Genomic DNA, 21,718 nt, shown 5'->3' with positions numbered 1-21,718 from the left:
CCGGACCCCGGTCCTCAATCGCCGGACGGGCTGAAATTCAGCCCGTCCGGCGATTGAGGACACCGCGCGGTAGCGCGGAAAGGGGGCCCGGGGCGTCAGCCCCGGTTACGGGAAGGGGCGGGTAGGGGAAAGAACCCCCGCAACAACTCCCGCGCACTCACCCGCAACAACTCCAGCCCCGACACCTCCGCACGATACGAACCCGCCGCACACGAGAACATCAACCCCTCGCACCAAGCCAGCACCGACAGCGCGTGCCGCTCCGGAGCCGTCGAGCCCGCCGCCGTCAGCAGCGCGACGAGCGGGTCGCGGAAGGCGCGGCCCTCCGTGTCGTGGATGGCCCGCAGTTCGGGGCGCCGCGACGCCTCCAGGGTCAGTTCGTAACGGGCGATCAGCAGTGTCCGCCGGCCGGTCAGGGTCCGGTGCAGGGCGAGCGCGATCGTGTCGGCGAGCGCCTCCGGTCCGCCCGCCGGGTCGGGGAGCTCCCGCAGTGCCAGCATCTCGCCCTCGCGCACGGCGAGCCGGCGCACCGCCGCCTCCAGGAGCGCGAGCCGGGTCCGGGCCTGGTTGGACGTCGAGCCGGTCGGCAGGCCCGCCGCCTCGTCGACGGCCCGGTGGGTCAGCCCGCGCATGCCGCGTTCGGCGAGCAGATCGAGGGCCGTGTCGGCGATCAGCCGGGCACGGGCGGCTCCGGCGGGCAGCCGTGTCAGCGGCTTCCCGGGGTGCTGTGCGGGCTCCTTCTCCACTGACATGCCTTCAACCTACCTCCTTCACTACAGGAGTAGTGTTCGTGCCCGCCCGACACCCACCCGTACGCCCGTATGCTGCTCAAACGGAAACGCGTACCAAGGAGGCTCCGTGAAGGTCGGCTGCATCGGGCTCGGGGACATCGCGCAGAAGGCGTATCTGCCGGTGCTCACCACCCACCCGGGGCTCGAACCCCACCTCCACACCCGGACGGCCGAGACCCTCCACCGCGTCGCCGACACCTACCGCGTCCCCGCCGCGCACCGCCACACCGACCTCGACTCGCTGCTGGCCGTCGGCCTCGACGCGGCCTTCGTCCACGCGGCCACCGCCGCGCACCCCGAGATCGTCACCCGCCTCCTCGAAGCGGACGTGCCCGTCTACGTGGACAAGCCCCTCGCCTACGACCTGGCCGGCAGCGAGCGCCTCGTCCGCCTCGCACGGGAGCGCCGGGTGAGCCTGGCGGTCGGCTTCAACCGGCGCTACGCCCCCGCCTACGCGCAGTGCCTGGACCACCCGCGCGACCTCGTCCTGATGCAGAAGAACCGCGTCGGCCTCGCCGAGGACCCGCGCACCCTCGTCTTCGACGACTTCATCCACGTCATCGACACCCTGCGCTTCCTCGCACCCGGGCCCGTCGAACACATCGACGTCCGCGCCCGGATGCGCGACGGCCTGATGCACCACGTGGTGCTCCAGCTGTCCGGCGACGGCTTCACCGCCCTCGGCACCATGAACCGGATGAGCGGCTCCAGCGAAGAGATCCTGGAGGTCTCCGGCCAGGACACCAAGCGGCAGGTCGTGAACCTCGCCGAGGTCATCGACCACAAGGGACAGCCGAGCGTCCGCCGCCGCGGCGACTGGGTGCCCGTCGCCCGCCAGCGCGGCATCGAGCAGGTCGTCCACGCCTTCCTCGACGCGGTCCGGGCGGGCGAAGTGCTGGACGCCGAGGACGCGCTGCGCACCCATGAACTGGCCGAACGAGTCGTCAGGGATGCTCTGGAGCAGGCTTCCTGACCTCTCGTCGGGTGAAGCGCCGCAGCACCTCGGCGGCGGCGTAGCAGACCAGGATCCCCACCGAGCCGAGGACGGCCCAGTCGCCCGTGCGGACGTACGGGCTGGTGCCCCGGGCCAGGGGCACCTCGTAGACGGCGGACGCGCTGCGCTCGGTGCCGAGCGGTGTGCCCACGATCTCCCCGCGCGGGCCGGCGACCGTGCTCACCCCGGTCAGCGTCGCGTGCACCACGGGCCGCCAGGTCTCGGCGGCCCGCATCGCCGCCAGCGAGGCGTGCTGCCGGGGCGCCCAGCTGTGCTGGAAGGTGGAGGTCGCCGACTGGGCGACGATCACCTGCGCCCCGTCCCGCGCCAGCTTCCGGCTCATATCGGGGAAGGCCGACTCGAAGCACACCAGCGGCCCGATCCGGAGCCCGCCGGCCGCCGTACCACCGGCCGGCAGCCGCATCAGCACCTGCCGTTCGCCCCGCTGCCGGTCCTCGCCGGCCGCCTTGCCCACCGACGTGGCCCAGCCCAGCACCGAGCGCGCCGGTACGTATTCCCCGAACGGCACCAGCCGCATTTTGTCGTACCGGTCCCCGGTGGGGCCGCCGGGGCCGATCAGCACGGAGCTCTTGAAGATCCCGGGCCGGTCCGTACGGCGGGCGTCGACGTTCACCAGCAGGTCCGCGCCGGTCTCCCGGGAGAGCGCGGCGAGCCGGTTCCGCAGATCGGGCCGCCGGTCCAGGTCCTCGCCCACGCTGCTCTCGCCCCAGACCACCAGGTCGGGGCGGTGCCCCACCAGCCGCCGGGTCAGCTCCTCCTCGCGATCGAAGCGCCGCTGCGGGCTGTGCGCGCCGGAGATCACGCCCGGCTGGACGACGGCGATCCGGACGGTCCCCGCGCCTCGTGGCTGCGGGGCCCACACCCATCCACCGGCGGCGACCGCGGCGCACGCGAGCACGCCCACCGCCCCGGTGGCGCGTGCGCGCGGGGCGCGAACCAGCGTGGCGAGGGCGGTGTTGAGGGCCACGAGGAGGAAACTAACCAGCCAGATCCCGCCCAGGGAAGCCAGTCTGAGCGCGGGGGCGACCTGCCACTGACTCGCCCCGAACAGCCCCCAGGGGCCACCCAAGTACTCCCATGAACGGACAAGTTCGACCATCAACCAGGCGGAGGGTACGACGACGAGAGCCGCCGCACACCGCCCGACGCCGGGTGATCCTCCCAGCAGTCGATGCACCACCAATCCCCACGGCGCCCACAACAACCCCAGCAGCGCCGCGAGTACCAGAATGAAGACATGCAGACTCGGCAGCAGCCAATGGTGCACCGCGAGCAGAAAACCCGCCCCGCCCAGCCACCCGTCGAGCGCGGCCCGGCGGCCCGAGCCGGCCGAGCGGATCAGCAGCAGCCACGGCACGAGGGTCACGTAGGCGAGCCACCACAGGGCCGGAGCCGGAAAACACAGGGCGGGAAGGGCGCCCGCCACCACCGCCAGCGCGCCTCGGCGCCAGGGCCCGGCGCGGAGCGGGCCGTACCGCCGGGCCGACGATGCCTTCACCATGTCATGCCTCCCTCGGGCTCGACGATCACCGGTGCCGGGGAACGTCGATCATCCGTCCCTGTCATATGTGAGCGGGATCCGGCCATCCCTCAGTTTTTCGAACAGCGGAGGATCATGAGGAAAAAAACCCCGACAACGGTGTGCAATATTCAACCGTTCCTACCCTTCCGGAGGGCGTCTTTGGTTGCATTCGGTCGAAAACGATCTGAAGTAAACCTTGCGTCCCATGCTGGAAAGGTGTGACCGGATATGTGCAACGGGTTATCCGCGGTCCGCCCTGGGCAGGTACCGCGCAAAAGTGGACAGGAACGCTGCGAGTCGACCCGGGGAGGCGGCGTGACGAGCGTGCGAGACCGCATAACAGTCCAGCCCTTGGAGAGCGTGCCTTTCTACTGCCCGATACCACCGGCGGCCCATCCCCGGGTGCGGGAGATCGACGACGCCTCGGTGGACTGGATGCTCCAGCAGGACCTCGATACCTCGTCCCACCAGCGGCAACGCCTCATCCGCTGCGACTTCGGCGGGCTCACCGCCAGGACCATGCCCTATGGCCAGGTCCGCCCGCTGACGGTGGTGGCGAAACTGCACTCGGTGCTCTTCTCCCTGGACGACGCCCTCTGCGACGAGGCGGGCGCCACGGCCCACGGCCTGGCCCATACGACCTCCCGCATCATGCGTGTCCTGGAAGCCCCGACACCGGACTGGCCGGACGACACGCCCCACGCGGCGGCGCTCCGCGCCATCCGCCTGGAGCTGGCCGAGCACGCCACGGCCGGTCAGTTACGCCACTGGACAGAGGGCATGCGCACCTATATGTCCGGCCTGGTGTGGGAGGCGGCGTGCCGCCGCGACCGCGCCCTGCCGTCCGTCAACGACTACGCCGCCATGTGGATGCGCGCCATCGGCATGGCGCCGTCCACCGCCCTCATGGACATCGCCGGAGGGTACGAGCTCCGGGACCAGGACCTCGACCGGCCCGAGATCCGGGCCATGACCGAGATGACCTGGACCCTCGTCGCCTGGGACAACGACTTCTACTCACGGAACAAGGAGATCCAGCGAGCCGGTGACAACCTCAACCTGATCGACGTCCTCGCCCAGGAGCGGGACTGCCCGCCCGCCCGCGCGCAGGAGGAGGCCATGGCGATGCGCGACCGCGTCATGACGCTCTTCCTGCGCTTGCGCGAGCAGCTCTGGCCACGCTCCGGGGTGGAGCTGCGCTGCTACCTCGTGGCGCTGGGGCAGTTCGTCCGCGGCCACCTCGACTGGGCCTCGGCCTGCGCCCGTTACGCCGACCCCTACGGGACCGCGGAACCCGCGCGGTGGTGGAAGCCGGCCCCGGCCGACGACAGCCTGGAACCGCTCCCCCTGCCCGCCGTCGCCTGGTGGTGGGACCAACTCGAATCCACTCCCTATCCGCGCCGCAGCCGGCGCAGCAACGACCTCCACCACGGCGTCCGGGACGGTGCGACCTGGCCGGACGGCGCCGGTGTGGCGACCGGCTGTTCGGGCCGCTCGGGCTGAACGGAGGAAGCCGGTCCTTCCGGTGCGCGGTCCCCGGCGGGTTCCGGGGGCAGCGGCGGCTGTGCCGCGAACTTCACCGGAAGGGCCATCAGGTGACGGGACATCAAGGCGGAGGCGTAGACCAGCTCGGACTCCTCCACCGCGAGCGTGAGGTCGGGCAGTCGCAGCAGCAGGGCGTCGATGCCCGTGTCCGCGATCGCCCGGCCCACGTCCTGCCCGGGGCACTCGTGCGCGCCCCCGCTGAACGCCAGGTGGGAGCGGTTCCCGTGGATCGGCAGATCCGGGTCGGGGCGGACCACCGTGTCCATGTTGGCGGCGGCCAGCCCGAGCACCAGGGCGTCCCCCTCCCTGATCTGCTGCCCGGCCAGCTCGGTGTCCTGGGTGGCCCAGCGGCCGAGGATGGTGATGAAGGGCGGCTCGTCCCACAGCACCTGCTCGACCGCGTCCGGCAGGGTCATATGGCCGCCCGCGAGCGAGGCCCGGAAGCGGACGTCGGTGAACACCATCTTCAGGGTGTTGGCGATGAGGTTCGCCGTGGTCTCGTAGGCGGCGATCAGCACCAGCCGCAGATGCTGCTGCACCTCGTCGTCGGTGAGCCCGGAGGGGTGCTCCAGCAGCCAGCTCGTGAAGTCCGAGCCGGGCTCCAGCCGCTTGCGGGCCACCAGCTTGCGGAGCGTCTCCTGGACGAACTCGTTGCTCGCGACGGCCGTCTCGGTGCCCTTGATCATGTCGCGGGCCGCGTTGACCAGCCGGGTGTCGTACGCCTCGGGCATGCCCAGCAGCTGGGTCATCGCCATCATCGGCAGGTGCTCCGCGAACTGGTGCACCAGATCGGCGCGGCCCTCCTGGCAGAAGCGGTCCACCAACTCATTGGCGAAGCGGGTGACATGGCGCCGGATGCCCCGCTTGTCGAAGCGCGCGATGCCGTCGTTGACCGCGCCGCGCCAGCGCTCGTGCTGCTGCCCGTCCGCGAAGACGCAGATCGGCTGCCAGGTGGTGATCGGGGTCAGCGGGTGGTCGGGGGCGATCCGGCCCTCGCGCGCCTCGCGCCAGAGCCGGGAGTCCCGGGAGAACCGGGACGGGGTGCGCGCGACGTCGAGGTTCTCGCGGTAGCCGAGGACGAGCCAGGCGGGGACGTCGCCGTGCAGCAGGACGGGCGCCACCTGGCCGTGCTTCTCGCGGAGCCGCTCGTACAGCCCCATGGGGTCGGCCTCGGCCTCCGGCCCGTACAGCCGGGTGGCGCCGCCCGGGCCGTGGGCGGGGCACTGCGGGGGCGGCACGACCATGGCGTCGGCGCGGGGGTGTTCGGGAGGGAGGGTCACTGGGGCTCCGGTGAGGCGGTCGTGAGGGTGTACAGATAGCGCATGAGGGTCAGCAGGGTGTCGCGGCAGGAGCCGCGGTCCCGGGCGTCGCAGTCGACCATGGGCACGGAGTCCTCCAGGTCCATCGCCGCGCGGAGCTCCGCCATGGGGTAGGTGGGGGAGCCGGGGAAGCGGTTGACGCCCACGACGAACGGCACACCGCGCTCCTCCAGCTGGCCGATCACGTCGTAGCTCACCTCCAGCCGGCGGGTGTCGAGCAGCACCACCGCGCCGAGCGCCCCTTCGAAGAGGCCGTTCCACAGGAACCAGAAGCGCTGCTGGCCGGGGGTGCCGAACAGATACAGCACCAGCTGCTCGTTGATGCTGATCCGGCCGAAGTCCATGGCCACGGTGGTCTCGGTCTTGTGCTCGACCCCGGCCAGGTCGTCCACGCCGACGCCGGCCTGGGTCATGGTCTCCTCGGTGGTCAGCGGCCTGATCTCGCTGACCGCGCCCACCAGGGTCGTCTTTCCCACGCCGAAGCCGCCGACGATGACGACCTTGACGGCCGCGGTCGCGGACGCCGGCAGGACGTCCTCGCGCCGCGGCCCCGCGGGGATGTCGGGGCCGTACGGGGAGGCGTACGGGTCAGAGCTTCTGTAGTCCATTCATCACCGCCTCCAGAAGTCGGACGTCGGGCAGGGCCGCCGCCGGGACAGGGGGGCGGGCCTCGACCTGTCGGTCCGCCAGCAGTTCGGTGAGGAGCTGGGTCAGGGTGCTGACCGGCAGCTCCAGATAGGCCGATATCTCCGCGACGGAGAGCGGGTAGTGACACATCCGGACGATGGCCGCGTGCTCGGGCTGCAGACCGGCCTCGGACTCCGTCCGGGACACGATCAGGGTGACGAGATCGAGCTCGGTCCTCTTCTCCGCGCGGTCCTGGCCGCCGGTGAGGATGTACAGCCGGTCCGGACTGCCGGGCGCTGTCGCTGGGTCGGGTCCGGCCCCGTTCATGTCACCGGCCCGCCGACCCGCGGGGGACTGGTGAGGTGCGAGCCGATCCGGGCCACCAGATCCCGCATCCGCAGGCCCATCAGCTCGGCGTCCACGTCGTCGTCGGCCAGCACGGCGAGATACGCCCCGGCCCCGGCGGCCATGAGGTAGAAGAAACCGCCGTCGACCTCGATGACGACCAGCCGCATCTGTCCGTCCCCGCGCGGATTCGGGAACTCCGCGGCGATGGCGGCGGACAGGCTCTGCAGTCCGGCACAGGCGGCGGCGAGGCGGTCGGCGACGTCAGGGTCGGTGCCGTGCTGGGCCATGCGCAGGCCGTCCGAGGACAGCACGATCACGTGCCGGGTCTGCGGAACGCCCGTTGCCAGGTCCTTGAGCATCCAGTCCATGTTGAACCGCGGCTGCGTCACTTGGCTACTCTTCCTTGTCTGACGAGAGATCACTGTTCGGCCGGTCGGGATCCGGCTCCGGGAGCTCCCCGTTGATGCCTCTGGTGAAGGCCGCGAGCCACATGCCGGGCTGCTTGGGCGGCTGCCCCGGCAGGTCTCGCTCGGGCCCCGGCTGCACCGGGACGCTCGGCCGGGCGCGCATCGCCTGCTCCCGCTCCCTTTCCCGCTGGGCGGCCGCGGCCCGGCCGAAGGGGAGCGGCGCGGGCCCGCGCCGCCGCCTGCGCTGCGGCAGCCCGCTGTCGCCCAGCGGCGGCGGGATGGGGTGCTCCATCATGGGCGGCGGCGCCTCGGGGCCGGGCGCGGGGATCCGCTGGCCGGGGCGCCGCTTGGACTTGAAGGGGGGCAGCTTGGGGGCCCGCGCGATGTCGCCGCCGGGGTGCTTGCTGGCGGTGATCAGATTCATGGGGATGACCAGGACCGCCCGGACGCCGCCGTAGGCGGACGGCCGCAGCGACACCAGGAAGTTGTACGAGCGGGCGAGCCGGGCGACGACCGCGAGGCCCAGCCGGGGTGCCTCGCCCAGGTCGTCGAGGTCGAGCTCGCTCTCCTTGGACAGCACCCGGTCGGTGCGGCGCCTGGCCTCGTCGGTCAGGCCGACGCCGGCGTCCTCGATCTCCACCGCGATGCCCGACTGGATGTCCACCGCGGTCAGGTGCACCCGGGTCTGCGGCGGGGAGTAGCGGGTGGCGTTGTCCAGCAGCTCCGCGAGCGCGTGGATCACCGGCTCGACGGCGGGGCCGACCACGGCGACGTCCGCGACGGAGTGCAGGTCGACGCGGCGGTACTCGAGGATCCGGGACATGGCGCCGCGGAGCACGTTGTAGAGCGGGATCTCGTTCTTCCACTGACGGCCGGGGCGGGAACCGCCGAGCACGGCGATGCTGTCGGCGAGCCGGCCGGTCAGGGCGTTTCCGTGGTCGAGGTGGAGCAGGTCGCCGAAGACGTCCGGGTCGTTGCCGTGCTTGTGCTCCATCTCCCGGATGTCGTAAGCCTGTTGGTGGACGATGGCCTGCACCCGGCGGGCGATGTTGACGAAGGCGCGCTGCGCGGAGTCGCGCATGCTCTCCTCCGCCTGGACCGCCTCGATGACGGACTTCAGCACCGAGCGGTGCGCCGCGGCATAGCCCGGCTCCAGGTCGTGCACCGGCAGGGTGTGCCGCAGGATCACCTCCGTGGGCTCCCCGCGCTTCAGCAGGCGGACCGCCTTGGGCAGCAGCTCACGGGCCAACCGGAGGGTCTCCGCCTCGTGTTCGTCGAGCCGGTACCGCAGCGCGGTCTCCTGCTCGGCGCACCGCCGGCGCAGGGTGGTGATCACCCGGCCGCGCCGGGCCGCCTCGGAGGCCGCCAGGGCCACCGCGACCGTGGCCGAGGAGCCGCACCAGCCGACGGGGACCCGCGCCTCCGGGGTCACGGCGGCCACCGCTGTTCCCGTGCACACCGCCAGCACCAGAGGTGAGATCAGCCATATCAGCGCGGAGACGGGCCGTCGCTGGGCTGACGAGCCAGTACCAACCATCGGGATCCTCGGACTCTTGATACGCATGAGAAAAAGGGGCGTGGGTGCCGGAGCGCAGCGGTCTTCGCGGTCTCGCGGAGAACGGCGACAGAGCGGCACTCGTCCGCGGCGTGCGGTGGGCGTGCACTGGTGGTGCAGCAGCCGTGCACTGGCCACAACCCGCTGCGGCGACATGGAGCGTAGCCGGTCGCCGAGGTGCTCCGGCGCGAAGTTGTCATATTCGCGGATTGGCCTGACGGGGGAATTGGTAAGGCCCCATAATGACCCCACGTCACAAATACCGAATGTGTTTCCGCATTTCATGGACGATTGTTCGATCGTTGCGGGGTGGGAAGTCCCCGACGGCCGGAGCCGCGCCGCAGTCACAGGGGTGCTGTACGCGCGGCGTCACCGGATGGTTGCGGGCACGGCTCGAAGGTCACGCTCCCGGGTGGTGCGTCCGGCGAACCCTGCCCCCGGCCCGGCCGACGGGACTAGGCTCGCCCCCACCACATCCTCCCGGGAGTCAACGCCATGCCAGGGCCTCAGCGTGAACAGAACGCAGCCGCCGCCCTGTTCGAGCGTGAGCTTGAACTAGATACAGCGGAAAAGGCCGTGCGCCGCCTGTGCGGGCACGTGAGTGAAGGGAGGAGCCGGCTCGGCGGACTTCTGCTCTACAGCGGCGAAGCGGGCCTGGGCAAAACGTCGTTGCTCACCGAGCTGCGCCGCATCGCCACCGAGACCGAGCGCTGCACCGTGCTCTTCGCGCGCGGCAGCGAGTCCTCCCGGTCCGTCCCCTTCAACGTGGTGCGCCAGCTCCTCCAGCCGGCCCTCGCCCCGATGACGACGGTGGCCCGGCAGGACCTGCTCAGCGGCTGGTACGACATCGCCGGCCCCGCGCTCGGCATCTCGCCGCCCAGCGGTCCCCAGGATCCGCAGGGCGTGCGCGACGGACTCGACTGGCTGGTGACCCAACTCGCCATGAAGGGCGACCCGGTGGTCGTCATCATCGACGACGTCCACTGGTCCGACGCCGAGTCGCTGGCCTGGCTCACGTCCTACGCCGTGCGGCTGCGCGAGATGCCGCTGCTGGTGGCCCTCGCCTTCCGCCCGCACGAACTGCCCGACCACACCCCGGCCTTCCGCGAGCTCATCGACGGCCGCAGCGCCCGCCCCGTGGAGCTGCGCGCCCTCACGCCCGACGCGGTCGCCGGCCTGGTGGAATCGGCCTTCGGTGAAGGCACCGCGGACGGCCAGTTCTGCCGTGAGGTCTGGGCCGTCACCGGCGGCAATCCCTACGAGGCCGTGGAGTTGATCGCCAAGGCCCGAGAGCGCGACCTCAAACCGCTCGAGGAGTCCGCCGCGCTCCTGAGGGAGCTCGGCGCCGCGGCCCGGGGCAGCGGCCTCGTGGCCCGGCTGGACGGCCTGGGCAACGCCGTCACCCGGTTCGCCTTCGCCGCAGCCGTCCTCGGCACGGAGATCTCGCCCGTCCTCGCCGCGAACCTCGCGGGCATGGGCCCGGCGCAGGGCGCGGACTGCGCGGACAAGCTGCGCAAGGCCCGTATCCTCACCGGCGTCACCCAGCTGGAGTTCGTGCACCCGCTGATCGCCACCGCGGTCTACAGCGCGATCCCCGCCGCCACCCGCACCGCGATGCACGGCCAGGCCGCCTGGTCCGTGTCCGAGGCGGGCCAGGGCGCCGCCGTCGCCTCCCGCCATCTGCTGGAGGTCCACCCCGACCACGACCCCGAGCTGGTCGAACAGCTGCGGACGGCGTCCCGCGAGCATCTCGCCGTCGGCGCCCCGGACGCGGCCCGCCGCTGTCTGGAGCGAGCCCTGCGGGAGCCCCCGCCCGAGGAGGAGCGCGCCTCCCTCCTCTACGAGCTGGCCTGCTCCACGCTGCTCACCTCGCCGTCCACCACCATCAACCACCTCAAGTCCGCGCTGGCGCTGCCGCACCTCACCGAGGAGCTGCGGGTGGACGCCACCTACCGGCTCTCCCAGGTGTACGCCCACAACAACCAGCTCAAGGAGGCCGCGGAGGTCATCTCCGTGCAGGCGGAGCGCACCCCGCCGGGCGCGGGGCGGATGCGCCTCCAGGCCGCCCACTATCTGTGGAAGGGCATCCAGTCCGAGGAGGTGGACGCACCCGCCCGGTCCCGGCGCATCTCCGAGCTCGCCGACCACCTGCAGGGCAGGGACGACGCGGAGCGGGCCCTGCTCGCCATCCGCGCCTTCGACGGGCTGATCCGGGGCGAGGACGCCGTCCAGGTCCTCGACCGGATCGACCGCGCCATGGTGGACGGCCGGCTGTCCGACGGGATGAGCTGGACCAACACCGAGTGGGGCTTCGAACTCCCCAGCATCGTCGGTATCTGCCTCCTCTACACCGACCGCCTCGACCGTGCCAAGGAACTGTTCGAGGAGGCCATCCGGGCCTTCGAGATCTCCGGCTGGAGCGGCATCCACCTCGCCTTCGCCCATGACTTCCTGGGCTACGCCCACCGGCGCCTCGGTCAGCTCGACGAGGCCGAGAAGCTGGTGCGCGAAGGACTGCGGCTGGCCTACCGGCTGGGCCCGGGCCTGCCCATCCAATGGGACGGCACCTGCATGCTGATCGACACCCTGCTCGCCCGGGGAGACGTGGAGGAGGCGCAGGTCGTCGCCGAGGAGAACGGCTTCCGCCCGCCCTACACCCCGGCGGTCGTCCTGCCCGACGCCATGTGCCTCGCCGGACGCCTGATGCTCGCGCAGGGACGGCGGAAGGAGGCCATCGTCGAACTGGAGGCGGCCGGGCGCAGACTGGAGGAGCGCGGGCGGCACAACACCGTCTGGGCGCCCTGGGCGCTCGACCTGGCCGTCGCGGTCGCGCCCGACGACCCGGAGCGCGCCCGTACCCTGGCGGGCCAGGCCGTGCGGCACGCCGCCCGGTTCGGCGCCGATTCCGCGCTCGGCGAGGCGTTGCGCATGGCGGCCAAGGTCGTGGAGCCGCAGGACGCCCTGAAGATGCTCGACCAGTCGGTGGGCCATCTCCGCAAGTCGCCGTGCAGGTACGAGCTCGCGGCCGCCCTGGTCGACCACGGCGTCGCGCTCGACGCCGCCGGGCGTACGGCGGAGGCCGAGGAGCGGCTGCGCGAGGGTGGGGAGATCGCCGCGGTCTGTGGTGCGCGCGGCCTGGTCAGGACCGTCCGGGCGCTGCTGCCCGACGCCGTGTGCGAGGAGACCGAACCGGCCGGGTGACGGACGGCCCCGCGGGGCCCGGGGCACTCAGGAGGCGCGGCGGCCGGTCTTCTTCGGCGCCGCCTTCTTGGTGCTCTTGGCCGTGGAACTCCGGGACGCCGTCTTCTTCGCCGCCCCGGATGACGAGGCCGCCGCCTTCGCGGCCGCCGTGGTCTTCTTGGGCGCGGCGGTCTTCCCGGCGGCGCCGCGCGCCGTCCTCGTCGCCGGCGCCTTCTTCCCGGCGGCTCCCTCGGAGGGCTTCTTCCCGGCCGAGTCGATGGACGCCTGGAGGGCGGCCATCAGGTCGATGACGTTGTCGGGCGCGGGAGCCGTCTCCTTACGGGGCACGGGCCGGTCGGACAGATGGGCGTCGATCAGCTCGCGCAGGGCGACCTCGTACTCGTCCTCCAGCTCTTCCAGGGCGAAGTCCTCGGAGAGCGTGTCCATCAGGCTCGTGGCCATCTTCAGCTCCTGCGGACGCACGGTGACCGAGTCCGGAGGGGCCAGGTCGCCGCTGTCGCGGACCTCGTCGGGCCAGTACATGGTGTGCAGGGTCAGCAGGTCGCCGTGGACGCGCAGCAGCGCCAGCGACTCCCGGGTGCGCAGCGCGATCTTGGTGACGGCCACCCTTTCCGTCTGCTTCAGGGTCTCCCTCAGCAGGACGTACGGCTTGTTCGCCGCCGCGCTCTCCGGCGCCAGGTAGTAGGAGCCGGCCAGCTGGAGCGGATCGATGCGGTCCGAGTCGACGAAGGCCAGTACGTCGATGAGCTTCTTGCTCGGCAGCGGCAGCCCGGCCAGCTCGTCCTGGGTGACGACCGCGGTGCGGCCCTCGTCGTCCTCGAAGCCCTTGGCGATGTGCTCGTAGTCGACCTGCTCGCCGCACAGGTCGCAGACGCGCTTGAGGTGGATCCTGCCGCCGTCCTGGTCGTGGACCTGGTGCAGCCGGACGCCGTGCTCCTGGGTCGCCGCGTACAGCCGGACCGGCACGGACACCAGTCCGAAGCCGATCGCACCTTTCCACATGGTTCGCATAATTCAGTCCCTCCATGGGGAATTCCTACCTTATGCCCGCATCCCCGGACCGGCAGGCGGTGGAGATCGAGGGCCACCGGCTGTCCCTCTCCCACCTCGACCGGGTGCTGTTCCCCGCCTCGGGCCACACCAAGGCGCAGGTGCTGCACTACTACGCCCAGGTCGCGGAGGTCCTGCTGCCGCACGCCACCGGCCGGCCCGCCTCGTTCGTCAGGGCCCCGGAGGGCCTCACGGGCCAGAGCTGGGTGGCCAAGAACCCGCCGGGCGGGGTGCCCGGCTGGGTGTCCGTGGTGCCCGTCGAGCACCGGGAGGGCGTCACCGAGCAGGTCGTGATCGACTCTGCCGCCGCCCTGGTCGCCATGGTCAACCTCGGGGCGTACGAGGTGCACGTCCCGCAGTGGACGGCGGCGGCGGGGCCCGACGCGCACGACCGCCTCGTCCTCGACCTGGACCCGGGGCCCGGCGCCGACCTGGTGCTCTGCTGCCGGGTCGCCCAGCGGCTGCGCCAGCTCCTCGACGACGACGGCCTGACCGCCCACGCCGTCGTCTCCGGCGCCAAGGGCCTCCACCTCTACGCGGCCCTGTGCCCCACGTCCGGCCGGGCGGCCTCCGCGTACGCCAAGGAGCTGGCCGGCCGGCTGCAGGGCGAGCACCCCGGGCTGGTGGTGGCCTCCATGGCGCGCGCGGCCCGCCGGGGCAAGGTGTTCATCGACTGGTCGCAGAACGCGAGCGCCAAGACCACGGCCGCGCCCTACACCGTCCGGCTGCGCGAGCGCCCCGGCGTCGCCGCCCCGGTCGGCTGGGACGAGGTCGCCGCCTGCGAGAGTCCCGAGGAGCTCGCCTTCACCCCCGAGGAGGTGCTCGACCGGATCGCCGCCCACGGCGATCCGCTGGCGCCGCTCACCGGGGACGACACCCGCCGTCCGCTGCCCTGAGCGGGCGGCGGCGTCTCACAGCCGGGTGAGGTCGGGGCGCAGCCGGTGCCAGGTCGGGTGGCGCAGATGACCGGCCGGGGTCCAGCCGGAGAAGGTGACCTCGGCGACGAGCCGGGGCTCGACCCAGTGCGCGCCCGCCACCCCGGTGGGGCCCGCGAACGGGGACTCCGGGCGGGCCAGCACCTCCAGATAGCGGGCGAGGTCGCGCCGCTCGCGCTCGGACAGCCCCGAGCCGACGGAGCCGGTGAAGCGCAGACCGCCCGGCTCGTCCAGCCCGGTGAGGAGCGCTCCGGGCAGCCCGGTCAGCATGCCCCGGCCCTCCGCCCAGCCGCCGATGACCACATCGATGGTCGTCACATGCTTCGTCTTGCGCCACTCGGGTGAGCGGACGCCGGGGAGGTAGGGCGAGGCGAGCCGCTTCGCCAGCACGCCCTCGAAGCCGCCCTTCAGGGTGGCGTCCCACGCCCGCCGGCCGTGCCCCTCCATATGGGCGGGCACCGACCAGTGCGTACCGCTGAGGCGGAGCCCGGCGAGGACCGACCGGCGGTCCCCGTAGGGCAGCTTGAGCAGTGACCGGTCGTCCAGGTGCATGATGTCGAAGAGCATCAGGTGGACGGGGTACTCCATGGCCAGCTGGGCCGCGCGGCGCGGGTTCAGCACGCCCATCCGCCGCTGGAGCAGCCCGAAGTCGGGCCGCCCGTGGGCGTCGAGGACGACCACCTCGCCGTCCAGCACCGCGGCGCGGCGGCGGAACCGCTCGCCGAGCGCCCGGAGCTCCGGGTAGGTCGCGGTGGCGTCGTTGCCCGTGCGCGTCGTCAGGCGCACGGTGCCGTCGCCCGGCGCGGTGACGACGCAGCGCACGCCGTCCCACTTGACCTCGAACGCCCATGCGGCCTCGTCCCCCGGGGCGGGCAGCGGCCCGGGGGTGGCGAGCATCGGCTGGATCACGGGGATCGTGGCGTGGCCCATGTCTTCGATGATCAGGGGGAGCCCGGCCGCGCGCAGGTCGGCGCCGCCGGCCGGGCGGGGTCGCCGGGCCGGTCACCGGGAGCGGGTCCACTCCAGCAGCTCCGGGGCGGTCCAGGTGGTGACGATCCGCTCGGCGGGCACCCCGCACTCCTCGGCCCGGGCGCAGCCGTGGATCTGCCAGTCGAGCTGGCCGGGGGCGTGCGCGTCGCTGTCGACGGCGAACAGCACGCCCGCGTCGAGGGCCTCGTGGATCAGCCGGCGCGGCGGGTCGAGGCGCTCGGGGCGGCTGTTGATCTCCACGGCGGTGCCGAAGCGGGCGCACGCGGCGAAGACCAGCGGCGCGTCGAACTCCGACTCCGGGCGGCCCTTGTCGCCCAGCAGCCGTCCGGTGCAGTGCCCGAGGACGTCGACGAGCGGGTTGGCGGCGGCCGCGACCAGCCGGCGGGTCATGCCCTCCGCGGCCATCCGCAGCTTGGAGTGGACGGAGGCGACGACGACGTCCAGCTCCGCCAGCAGCTCCGGCTCCTGGTCGAGCGACCCGTCGGTGAGGATGTCGCACTCGATGCCCGTCAGCAGCCGGAAGCCGCCGCCCCCGGCGGCCAGCAGCTCGTTCACCTCGGCCACGACGGCGAGTTGCGCGCGCAGCCGCTCGGGGGAGAGGCCGCGGGCGATCGTCAGCCGGGGGGAGTGGTCGGTGAGCACCGCCCACTCGTGCCCGAGGGCGCGGGCGGTACGGGCCATCGCCTCGATCGGGCTGCCGCCGTCGGACCAGTCGGAGTGCAGGTGGCAGTCGCCGCGCAGGGCCGCGCGCAGGGTCTCGCCGCCCTCGGTGAGGGGGCCCGCGACCTCCTCCTCCAGCCGTGCCAGATAGCCCGGGACGGCGCCGGCCAGGGCCTCGGTCACGACGCCGGCGGTCTTGGGGCCGATGCCCTTCTCCCTGGTCAGGGTGCCGGATTCGGCGCGGCGGCGGAGTTCCCGGTCGGGGAGGGCGCTGATGACGTCGGCGGCTGTGCGGAAGGCTTTCACCCGGTAGGTGGGGGCTTGGGAGCGTTCCAGGAGGAAGGCGATGCGGTCCAGGGCGTCCAGGGGGTCCATGGGGTCGCCTTTCGCCGGCGGGTCGGTATCCACGGTGCGGGATGGGTGGGCGGGGCGCATGTGGGGGACGGGGTGCCGCTGCGCGGGGCTTTGTCCCCTACCCGCCCCTTCCCGCAACCGGGGGCAAGCCCCCGGGCCCCCTTCCGGGCTGGATTCGCTCAGGGTCGGCTTTCCCCTGGAAGTCGTGCGCGGGTGAACCATGCGTAACCCCCCTGTCGGAAGGGGAAGGTCCGGGCATGCGTACGTCTGACAACGTCCCTGGCGGTCCGAGTCGTGCCGTCGTCCTCGGGGGCGGGATGGCCGGGCTGCTGGCCGCCGCCGTGCTCGTGCGGCACGCCGACGAGGTCGTGGTCGTCGACCGGGACCGGATGCCCGTGGGGCCGCTGCCCCGCAAGGGGCTGCCGCAGGCCCGGCACGCCCATCTGCTGATGTCCGGGGGCGCGCGGGCCGTGGAGTCCCTGCTGCCGGGCACCCTCGACGGGTGGGTGAGCGCGGGCGCCCGGCGGACGGTGCTGCCGACGGGCCTGGTGGCGCTGGGCCCCGGCGGCTGGTTCCCGCGCTGGCCCGGGACGCAGTACATGCTGGCCTGTACCCGCGACCTGCTGGACCTGGTCGTCCGCGAGCGGGTCCGGGCCCTGCCCGGGGTCGTCCTGCGGGAGGGCACCGAGGCGGTCGCCCTGCTCGGCGACGCCCGCCGGGTCGCGGGGGTACGGGTCCGGGACGCCGGCACGGGCGCCGCCGAGGAGCTGGCGGCCGATCTGGTCGTCGACGCGTCCGGCCGGGGTTCGCAGGCCGCGCGGCGGCTGACCGAGCTGGGGCTGCCGGTCGTCCACGAGGAGACCGTGGACTCCGGGGTCGTCTACGCCACCCGCATCTTCCGGGCGCCGCCGGAGTCCGAGCGGTTCCCGGTCATCAGCGTCCAGCCCGATCCACGGGGGCGGGGTCCCGGTCAGGGCGCCGTGCTGGTCCCCGTCGAGGGCGGCCGCTGGCTGGTGACCACCTCCGGCACCCGGGGCGCCGAACCGTCCGGTGAGGCGGCGGAGTTCGAGCCGTTCATCCGGGCCCTGCGCCATCCGCTCATCGCGGATCTCCTCGCGTGCGCCGAGCCGCTGACGGACGTGGCCCTCACCCGGAGCACCGTCAACCGGCGCCGGTTCTTCGAGCGGCTGCCCGCCCCTCCCGAGGGGTTCGTCGCCATGGGGGACGCCCTCGCGACCTTCAACCCGGTCTACGGGCAGGGGCTTTCGGTGGCCGCTCAGAGCGCCGTGGTGCTGCGCGAGGTCCTCGGCCGGCGGGGCGTCCGCTCGCCGGGGCTGGGCCCGTACGTCCAGCGGCGGATCGCCCGTGCGGCGAGCGGGCCCTGGGACCTGGCCACCGGCGAGGACATCAACTACCCCGGGGCGATCGGCGCGCCGCCACCGGCGGCCACCCGGCTGCTGCGCGGCTACGTCCAGCGGCTGATGCGGACGGCGACCGGCGATCCGGTGGTGCTGCGGGCGCTGATGGACGTGATGACCCTGTCCGCGCCGATGACCGGCCTGCTCAGACCGTCCGTGGCGCTCTGCGTCGCGCGGGGCCCCGGGCGCGCGGCCCGGGGCGGGCCGCCGATCACGGCGGCGGAGCTCGCGCTGTGCGGGCTGCCGCCGCGCTGAGGGCTCAGCGGTGCAGGGCCACCGGCGGTCAGCGGCGCAGGGCCACCGGCGGCAGGAACTCCCGCTCCAGGGTGCGGTGCCACCAGGCGCCGGTGGCCCGCCGCTCCGGCCACGTGGTGAAGCGGTAGAGATAGACCCGGGCCCGTACGTACGTGGGCGGGGTCCCGGGGAAGGGGTTGTGGCGCAGCAGCCGCAGGGTGTCCCGGTCGCCCTCCAGCAGCCGCTCGACGAACGGGCCGAACCAGGACTGCGCGTAGGCCGGTGAGATCCCGGCGAACCACATCATCCAGTCGAGCCGCAGGTGGTACGGGGCGAACTGGCGGGGCAGCCGCCGGGGGTCGCCGGGCTTGCCCTTGAAGCCGTACTCCCGCCACACCGTGTCCGGGCCGAGCTCCGCCGCGTCCGTGCCCTCGACGACCACCTCGTGCCGACGGCGGTTGACGCTGCCGAAGGCGCCGTAGGTGTTGACCAGGTGGAAGGCGTTGAAGGACATGTTCATCCGCTGGTTCCGCGAGAGCATGTTCCGCACCGGCCACCAGCTGAGCGCGACCACCAGCGCGGTCGCGGCGAGCACGAGCACCTCGAACCAGACCGGGGCGGCGCCGGCCGGCCCGTGGGCGGGCAGCCCCAGCGCGCCGGACAGCGCGTCCCCGTCGACGGCGGCGAAGGCGAGGACGATCGTCACCCAGTTCAGCCAGGAGAAGTTGCCGGAGGCGACGAGCCAGAGCTGGGTACAGACGATCACGCCGGCGGCGACGCTCGCGGCGGGCTGCGGGGTGAACAGGGCGAGCGGCACGACCAGCTGCGCGACGTGGTTGGCGGCCGTCTCGACGCGGTGCAGGGGCCGGGGCAGGCGGTGGAAGAACCAGCTCAGCGGGCCCGGCATCGGCTGGGTCTCATGGTGGTAGTACAGGCATGTCAGCTCCCGCCAGCAGCGGTCGCCGCGCATCTTGATCAGGCCGGCGCCGAACTCGACGCGGAAGAGCAGCCAGCGCATCAGCCACAGCACGAGCACCGGCGGGCCGGTCCGGGCGTTGCCGAGGAAGACGGCGAGGAAGCCCGCCTCCAGCAGCAGCGACTCCCAGCCGAAGGCGTACCAGGTCTGGCCGACGTTGACGATCGACAGGTACATCACCCACAGGGCGGCCCACATCAGCATGGCCGTCCACAGCGGCACCGCGTCCGCCGCGCCCGCGGCGACCGCCGCGGAGAGGGCGGCGCCCGCCCACGCCCAGGCGGCGAAGAAGCGGTCGGAGTAGTGCAGCACGAAGACGCCCGGAGCCCGCAGGAACGGCAGCCCCCGCACATGGCGCGGTACGGGCAGCATGCCGCGCTCGCCGATGAGCGCGCGGAACTGCAGGGCGGCCGTGAGGAAGGCGACCAGGTAGACGGCGGCGAGCGCGCGCTGCACCACCAGCCGGCTCAGCCAGTACCCGGAGACCGTGAACCACTCCATGGCGTATCCGTACCACCCTGGAGCGTGCAGTCACATCGAAGAAACGGGCAAAAGGTGTCAGAGTAGCTCTATGGTTGATCGGGGAGCGACGCCTGCCGCCATGCCGGCCGGATCGGTGCCGGACGACTGGCCCGCTCGCCCGGAGCTGTGCGCCGCCCTCAACCGCGTCGGCACCTTCGACTGGGACCTGGTCAGCGGCAGGCTCCACCTGGACGGGACGGCCCTGGAGCTCCTCAACGTGCCCCCGGACCGCTTCGAGGGCAGGATCGGCGACCTCGCCGGCCGGCTGCCGCGCGCCGACGCCGCCGCGCTCGACGCCCATGTCTCCCGCGCCCTGAAGGACGGCAGCGAGGCGTACGGCGCCTTCTACCGGGTCCGCGTCGCCGACGACTCCCTGCGCTGGACCTACACCCAGGGCCGCATCCGGCGCGACGACCAGGGCCGCCCCTGCCGCATCATCGGCATCGTCCGCGACGCCACCGTGGAGCTGGAGGCGGACGGGCCGCGGGTGTCCGACCCGGAGGCGCGCGACACCACCACCGTCGTCGAGACGCTCACCGCGGCCCTCGCCCACGCCCGTACCGTCCAGGACGTCATCGACTTCTTCAAGGACTCCCAGGCCATCCGGCACATCGGCTGCGACCTGCTCGTCCTCGGCCTCGTCGAGTCCGGCAGGATCCACCTGGTCGCGGAGGGCCCCGAGGAGCACTACATCCCCGGTACCCGCTACACCCGCATCGACGACGCCTTCCCCATGAGCGAGGTCGTGCGCACCATGGCCCCGCGCTTCATCGAGTCGCGCGAGGACTTCGCCACCTCCTACCCCTGGCTGTGGGAGAACATCGAGGACATCGGCATCGCCTGCGCCGCCTACCTGCCCCTCATCGCCCAGGCCCGCCCCATCGGCGCCCTCGGCCTGCTCTACCGGGGCACCCGCGGCTTCACCCAGCAGGAGCGCAACCTCTTCATCGCCCTCTCCAGCAGCCTCGCCCAGGCCATCGCCCGCGCGATGCTCTTCGACCAGGAGCACGACCTCGCCGAGGGGCTCCAGCAGGCCATGCTCCCGCGCCGGATCCCGGACATCCCCGGCGCGCAGATCGCCGTCCGCTACCGCGCCGCCCGGATGGGCCGGGACATCGGCGGCGACTGGTACGACGTGATCCCGCTGCCCGGCGGCCGGGTCGGCGCCGTCATCGGCGACGTCCAGGGGCACGACACCCACGCCGCCGCCGTCATGGGCCAGCTGCGCATCGTCCTGCGGGCCTACGCCAGCGAGGGCCACGCCCCCGCCACCATCATGGCGCGGGCCTCCGCCTTCCTCCACGAACTCGACACCGACCGCTTCGCCACCTGCTCCTACGCCGAGGCCGACCTCTCCACCGGCGTCGTCCAGCTCGTCCGCGCCGGCCATATCGACCCGCTGCTGCGGCACGCCGACGGCACCGCCCGCCGGCTGCCCGTCGCCGGCGGGCTGCCGCTCGGCCTCTCCGCCGAGTTCGGCCGTCTCGACTACCCCGTGACCACGGTGGAGCTGGACCCCGGCGAGACCCTGCTGATGTTCACCGACGGCCTCGTCGAACAGCCCGGGGCCGACCTCGACGAAGGCATGCAGTACCTCACCGGCCTCGTCAGCGAGGGCCCCTACGACCTGCACGACCTCGCCGACAAGCTGTGCGACGTGATCCAGGAGCGGGTCGGCGAGGACGACATGGCCGTCCTGCTGCTGCGCCGGCACGGCTCCACCGCCCGGCACGGCGGCCGGCTCCAGCAGCACATCGCGCCCGCCGACCCCGAGGCCCTCTCCGCCGGCCGGCACATGATCCGGGCGGCGGTACGGGCCTGGGGCGCCCGGGAGCGCTCGGACGAGATCGAGCTCGTCGCCGACGAACTCGTCACCAACGCCCTCCTGCACACCGACGGCGCGGCCGTGGTGACGATCCGGATGCTCACCGGCCCCGAACGCCGGCTGCGCGTCGAGGTGGAGGACCGCTCCAGCGTCCTGCCGCGCCGCCGCGAACCCGGCGAATCCGGGGTCTCGGGACGCGGCCTGCTGCTGGTGGACCGGCTCGCCGACGTCTGGGGGGTCGAGTCCCGCGGCACCGGCAAGTCGGTGTGGTGCGAGTTCGTCGTCCCCGGCCGCCATGAGCTCGCCGACCCGGACCCCGGCCCGCCCGAGCCCCGGGCCGCCGGAGAGCCGGGACCCCGGCGGCCCCACCGATAACGAGGGACGCTACAAGCAAAATTGCATATTCCGTCACTTGCCGCTGCAC

At 72.8% G+C, this 21,718-nt stretch carries 17 protein-coding genes; 6 read left to right on the top strand and 11 right to left on the bottom strand.

Features of this window, described 5'->3' with window-relative positions:
- Window positions 1-95: 95 nt before the first annotated feature.
- A complete protein-coding gene (locus AF335_RS27675; protein ID WP_107503497.1) occupies window positions 96-752 on the bottom strand; it encodes a TetR/AcrR family transcriptional regulator in 657 nt (218 codons plus the stop codon).
- Between the two features lie 106 nt (window positions 753-858).
- On the opposite strand from AF335_RS27675, the gene AF335_RS27670 reads away from it, so the two are divergent.
- Window positions 859-1,764: a Gfo/Idh/MocA family protein gene (locus AF335_RS27670; protein ID WP_184743947.1), complete on the top strand. Its 906-nt coding sequence runs from the start codon at window positions 859-861 to the stop codon at window positions 1,762-1,764.
- On the opposite strand, the gene lnt is transcribed toward AF335_RS27670, so the two are convergent.
- Window positions 1,736-3,307, bottom strand: a complete 1,572-nt coding sequence (gene lnt / locus AF335_RS27665; protein ID WP_102921149.1) for an apolipoprotein N-acyltransferase — start codon at window positions 3,305-3,307, stop codon at window positions 1,736-1,738. The genes AF335_RS27670 and lnt overlap by 29 nt on opposite strands.
- Window positions 3,308-3,688: 381 nt before the next feature.
- Between lnt and AF335_RS27660 the strand changes: the two genes are divergently transcribed.
- Complete coding sequence (locus AF335_RS27660; RefSeq protein WP_244927186.1) at window positions 3,689-4,831, top strand: terpene synthase family protein; 1,143 nt, start codon at window positions 3,689-3,691, stop codon at window positions 4,829-4,831.
- Here AF335_RS27660 and AF335_RS27655 read toward each other — a convergent pair.
- The 5 genes from AF335_RS27655 to AF335_RS27635 are packed head-to-tail and all read right to left on the bottom strand — an operon-like array spanning window position 4,720 to window position 9,111.
- Window positions 4,720-6,153, bottom strand: coding sequence for a cytochrome P450 (locus tag AF335_RS27655; protein WP_102921147.1), 1,434 nt, complete (start codon window positions 6,151-6,153; stop codon window positions 4,720-4,722). The genes AF335_RS27660 and AF335_RS27655 overlap by 112 nt on opposite strands.
- Entirely contained in the window at window positions 6,150-6,800 is a 651-nt protein-coding gene (locus AF335_RS27650) for a GTP-binding protein (RefSeq protein ID WP_102921146.1), read from the bottom strand. Before AF335_RS27650 ends, AF335_RS27655 begins: the two co-directional genes overlap by 4 nt.
- Window positions 6,781-7,146: a DUF742 domain-containing protein gene (locus AF335_RS27645; RefSeq protein WP_102921145.1), complete on the bottom strand. Its 366-nt coding sequence runs from the start codon at window positions 7,144-7,146 to the stop codon at window positions 6,781-6,783. The genes AF335_RS27650 and AF335_RS27645 overlap by 20 nt, the downstream gene beginning before the upstream one ends.
- Window positions 7,143-7,535 carry a roadblock/LC7 domain-containing protein gene (locus tag AF335_RS27640; RefSeq protein ID WP_221505784.1) on the bottom strand — a complete coding sequence of 131 codons (393 nt, stop codon included), beginning with the start codon at window positions 7,533-7,535 and terminating at the stop codon, window positions 7,143-7,145. Before AF335_RS27640 ends, AF335_RS27645 begins: the two co-directional genes overlap by 4 nt.
- Before the next feature lie 25 nt (window positions 7,536-7,560).
- The gene (locus AF335_RS27635; protein ID WP_102921144.1) at window positions 7,561-9,111 is read right to left on the bottom strand and encodes a sensor histidine kinase; all 1,551 of its coding nucleotides are present in this window, start codon (window positions 9,109-9,111) and stop codon (window positions 7,561-7,563) included.
- Between the two features lie 513 nt (window positions 9,112-9,624).
- Here AF335_RS27635 and AF335_RS27630 point away from each other — a divergent pair.
- Window positions 9,625-12,330, top strand: coding sequence for an ATP-binding protein (locus AF335_RS27630; RefSeq protein WP_102921143.1), 2,706 nt, complete (start codon window positions 9,625-9,627; stop codon window positions 12,328-12,330).
- A 27-nt stretch (window positions 12,331-12,357) separates the two neighbouring features.
- Here AF335_RS27630 and ku read toward each other — a convergent pair whose 3' ends face one another.
- Window positions 12,358-13,332, bottom strand: a complete 975-nt coding sequence (gene ku / locus AF335_RS27625; protein WP_228773475.1) for a non-homologous end joining protein Ku — start codon at window positions 13,330-13,332, stop codon at window positions 12,358-12,360.
- 41 nt (window positions 13,333-13,373) lie between these two features.
- On the opposite strand from ku, the gene ligD (AF335_RS27620) reads away from it, so the two are divergent.
- Window positions 13,374-14,276 (top strand): non-homologous end-joining DNA ligase, encoded by a 903-nt coding sequence (ligD, locus tag AF335_RS27620; RefSeq protein ID WP_102921141.1) that lies wholly within the window; start codon window positions 13,374-13,376, stop codon window positions 14,274-14,276.
- 15 nt (window positions 14,277-14,291) lie between these two features.
- Here the strand turns inward: ligD (AF335_RS27620) and ligD (AF335_RS27615) are convergent, their stop codons facing one another.
- A complete protein-coding gene (gene ligD, locus AF335_RS27615) occupies window positions 14,292-15,245 on the bottom strand; it encodes a non-homologous end-joining DNA ligase (protein ID WP_102921140.1) in 954 nt (317 codons plus the stop codon).
- Between the two features lie 72 nt (window positions 15,246-15,317).
- Window positions 15,318-16,340 carry a PHP domain-containing protein gene (locus tag AF335_RS27610; RefSeq protein WP_102921139.1) on the bottom strand — a complete coding sequence of 341 codons (1,023 nt, stop codon included), beginning with the start codon at window positions 16,338-16,340 and terminating at the stop codon, window positions 15,318-15,320.
- A gap of 236 nt (window positions 16,341-16,576) precedes the next feature.
- On the opposite strand from AF335_RS27610, the gene AF335_RS27605 reads away from it, so the two are divergent.
- A complete protein-coding gene (locus AF335_RS27605; RefSeq protein WP_102921138.1) occupies window positions 16,577-17,992 on the top strand; it encodes an FAD-dependent monooxygenase in 1,416 nt (471 codons plus the stop codon).
- Between the two features lie 28 nt (window positions 17,993-18,020).
- Here the strand turns inward: AF335_RS27605 and AF335_RS27600 are convergent, their stop codons facing one another.
- Window positions 18,021-19,448, bottom strand: a complete 1,428-nt coding sequence (locus AF335_RS27600) for a lipase maturation factor family protein (protein WP_102921137.1) — start codon at window positions 19,446-19,448, stop codon at window positions 18,021-18,023.
- A 70-nt stretch (window positions 19,449-19,518) separates the two neighbouring features.
- On the opposite strand from AF335_RS27600, the gene AF335_RS27595 reads away from it, so the two are divergent.
- The gene (locus AF335_RS27595; protein ID WP_102921136.1) at window positions 19,519-21,669 is read left to right on the top strand and encodes a SpoIIE family protein phosphatase; all 2,151 of its coding nucleotides are present in this window, start codon (window positions 19,519-19,521) and stop codon (window positions 21,667-21,669) included.
- Window positions 21,670-21,718: the final 49 nt, after the last annotated feature.

Source organism: Streptomyces eurocidicus (assembly GCF_002891295.1).
In the GTDB taxonomy this organism is placed as follows: Bacteria; Actinomycetota; Actinomycetes; order Streptomycetales; family Streptomycetaceae; genus Streptomyces; species Streptomyces eurocidicus.
The sequence above is the reverse complement of the archived record's forward strand: the minus strand, read 5'-3'. Positions and strand labels throughout refer to the sequence as shown.

Coding starts and splice junctions, on each gene's coding strand:
- AF335_RS27605 (WP_102921138.1), top strand. CDS start 16,577: ATGCGTACGTCTGACAACGTCCCTGGCGGTCCGAGTCGTGCCGTCGTC.
- AF335_RS27675 (WP_107503497.1), bottom strand. CDS start 752: ATGTCAGTGGAGAAGGAGCCCGCACAGCACCCCGGGAAGCCGCTGACA.
- AF335_RS27650 (WP_102921146.1), bottom strand. CDS start 6,800: ATGGACTACAGAAGCTCTGACCCGTACGCCTCCCCGTACGGCCCCGAC.
- lnt (WP_102921149.1), bottom strand. CDS start 3,307: ATGGTGAAGGCATCGTCGGCCCGGCGGTACGGCCCGCTCCGCGCCGGG.
- AF335_RS27635 (WP_102921144.1), bottom strand. CDS start 9,111: ATGGTTGGTACTGGCTCGTCAGCCCAGCGACGGCCCGTCTCCGCGCTG.
- AF335_RS27645 (WP_102921145.1), bottom strand. CDS start 7,146: ATGAACGGGGCCGGACCCGACCCAGCGACAGCGCCCGGCAGTCCGGAC.
- ligD (WP_102921141.1), top strand. CDS start 13,374: ATGCCCGCATCCCCGGACCGGCAGGCGGTGGAGATCGAGGGCCACCGG.
- ligD (WP_102921140.1), bottom strand. CDS start 15,245: ATGGGCCACGCCACGATCCCCGTGATCCAGCCGATGCTCGCCACCCCC.
- AF335_RS27600 (WP_102921137.1), bottom strand. CDS start 19,448: ATGGAGTGGTTCACGGTCTCCGGGTACTGGCTGAGCCGGCTGGTGGTG.
- AF335_RS27610 (WP_102921139.1), bottom strand. CDS start 16,340: ATGGACCCCCTGGACGCCCTGGACCGCATCGCCTTCCTCCTGGAACGC.
- ku (WP_228773475.1), bottom strand. CDS start 13,332: ATGTGGAAAGGTGCGATCGGCTTCGGACTGGTGTCCGTGCCGGTCCGG.
- AF335_RS27640 (WP_221505784.1), bottom strand. CDS start 7,535: ATGGACTGGATGCTCAAGGACCTGGCAACGGGCGTTCCGCAGACCCGG.
- AF335_RS27595 (WP_102921136.1), top strand. CDS start 19,519: ATGGTTGATCGGGGAGCGACGCCTGCCGCCATGCCGGCCGGATCGGTG.
- AF335_RS27630 (WP_102921143.1), top strand. CDS start 9,625: ATGCCAGGGCCTCAGCGTGAACAGAACGCAGCCGCCGCCCTGTTCGAG.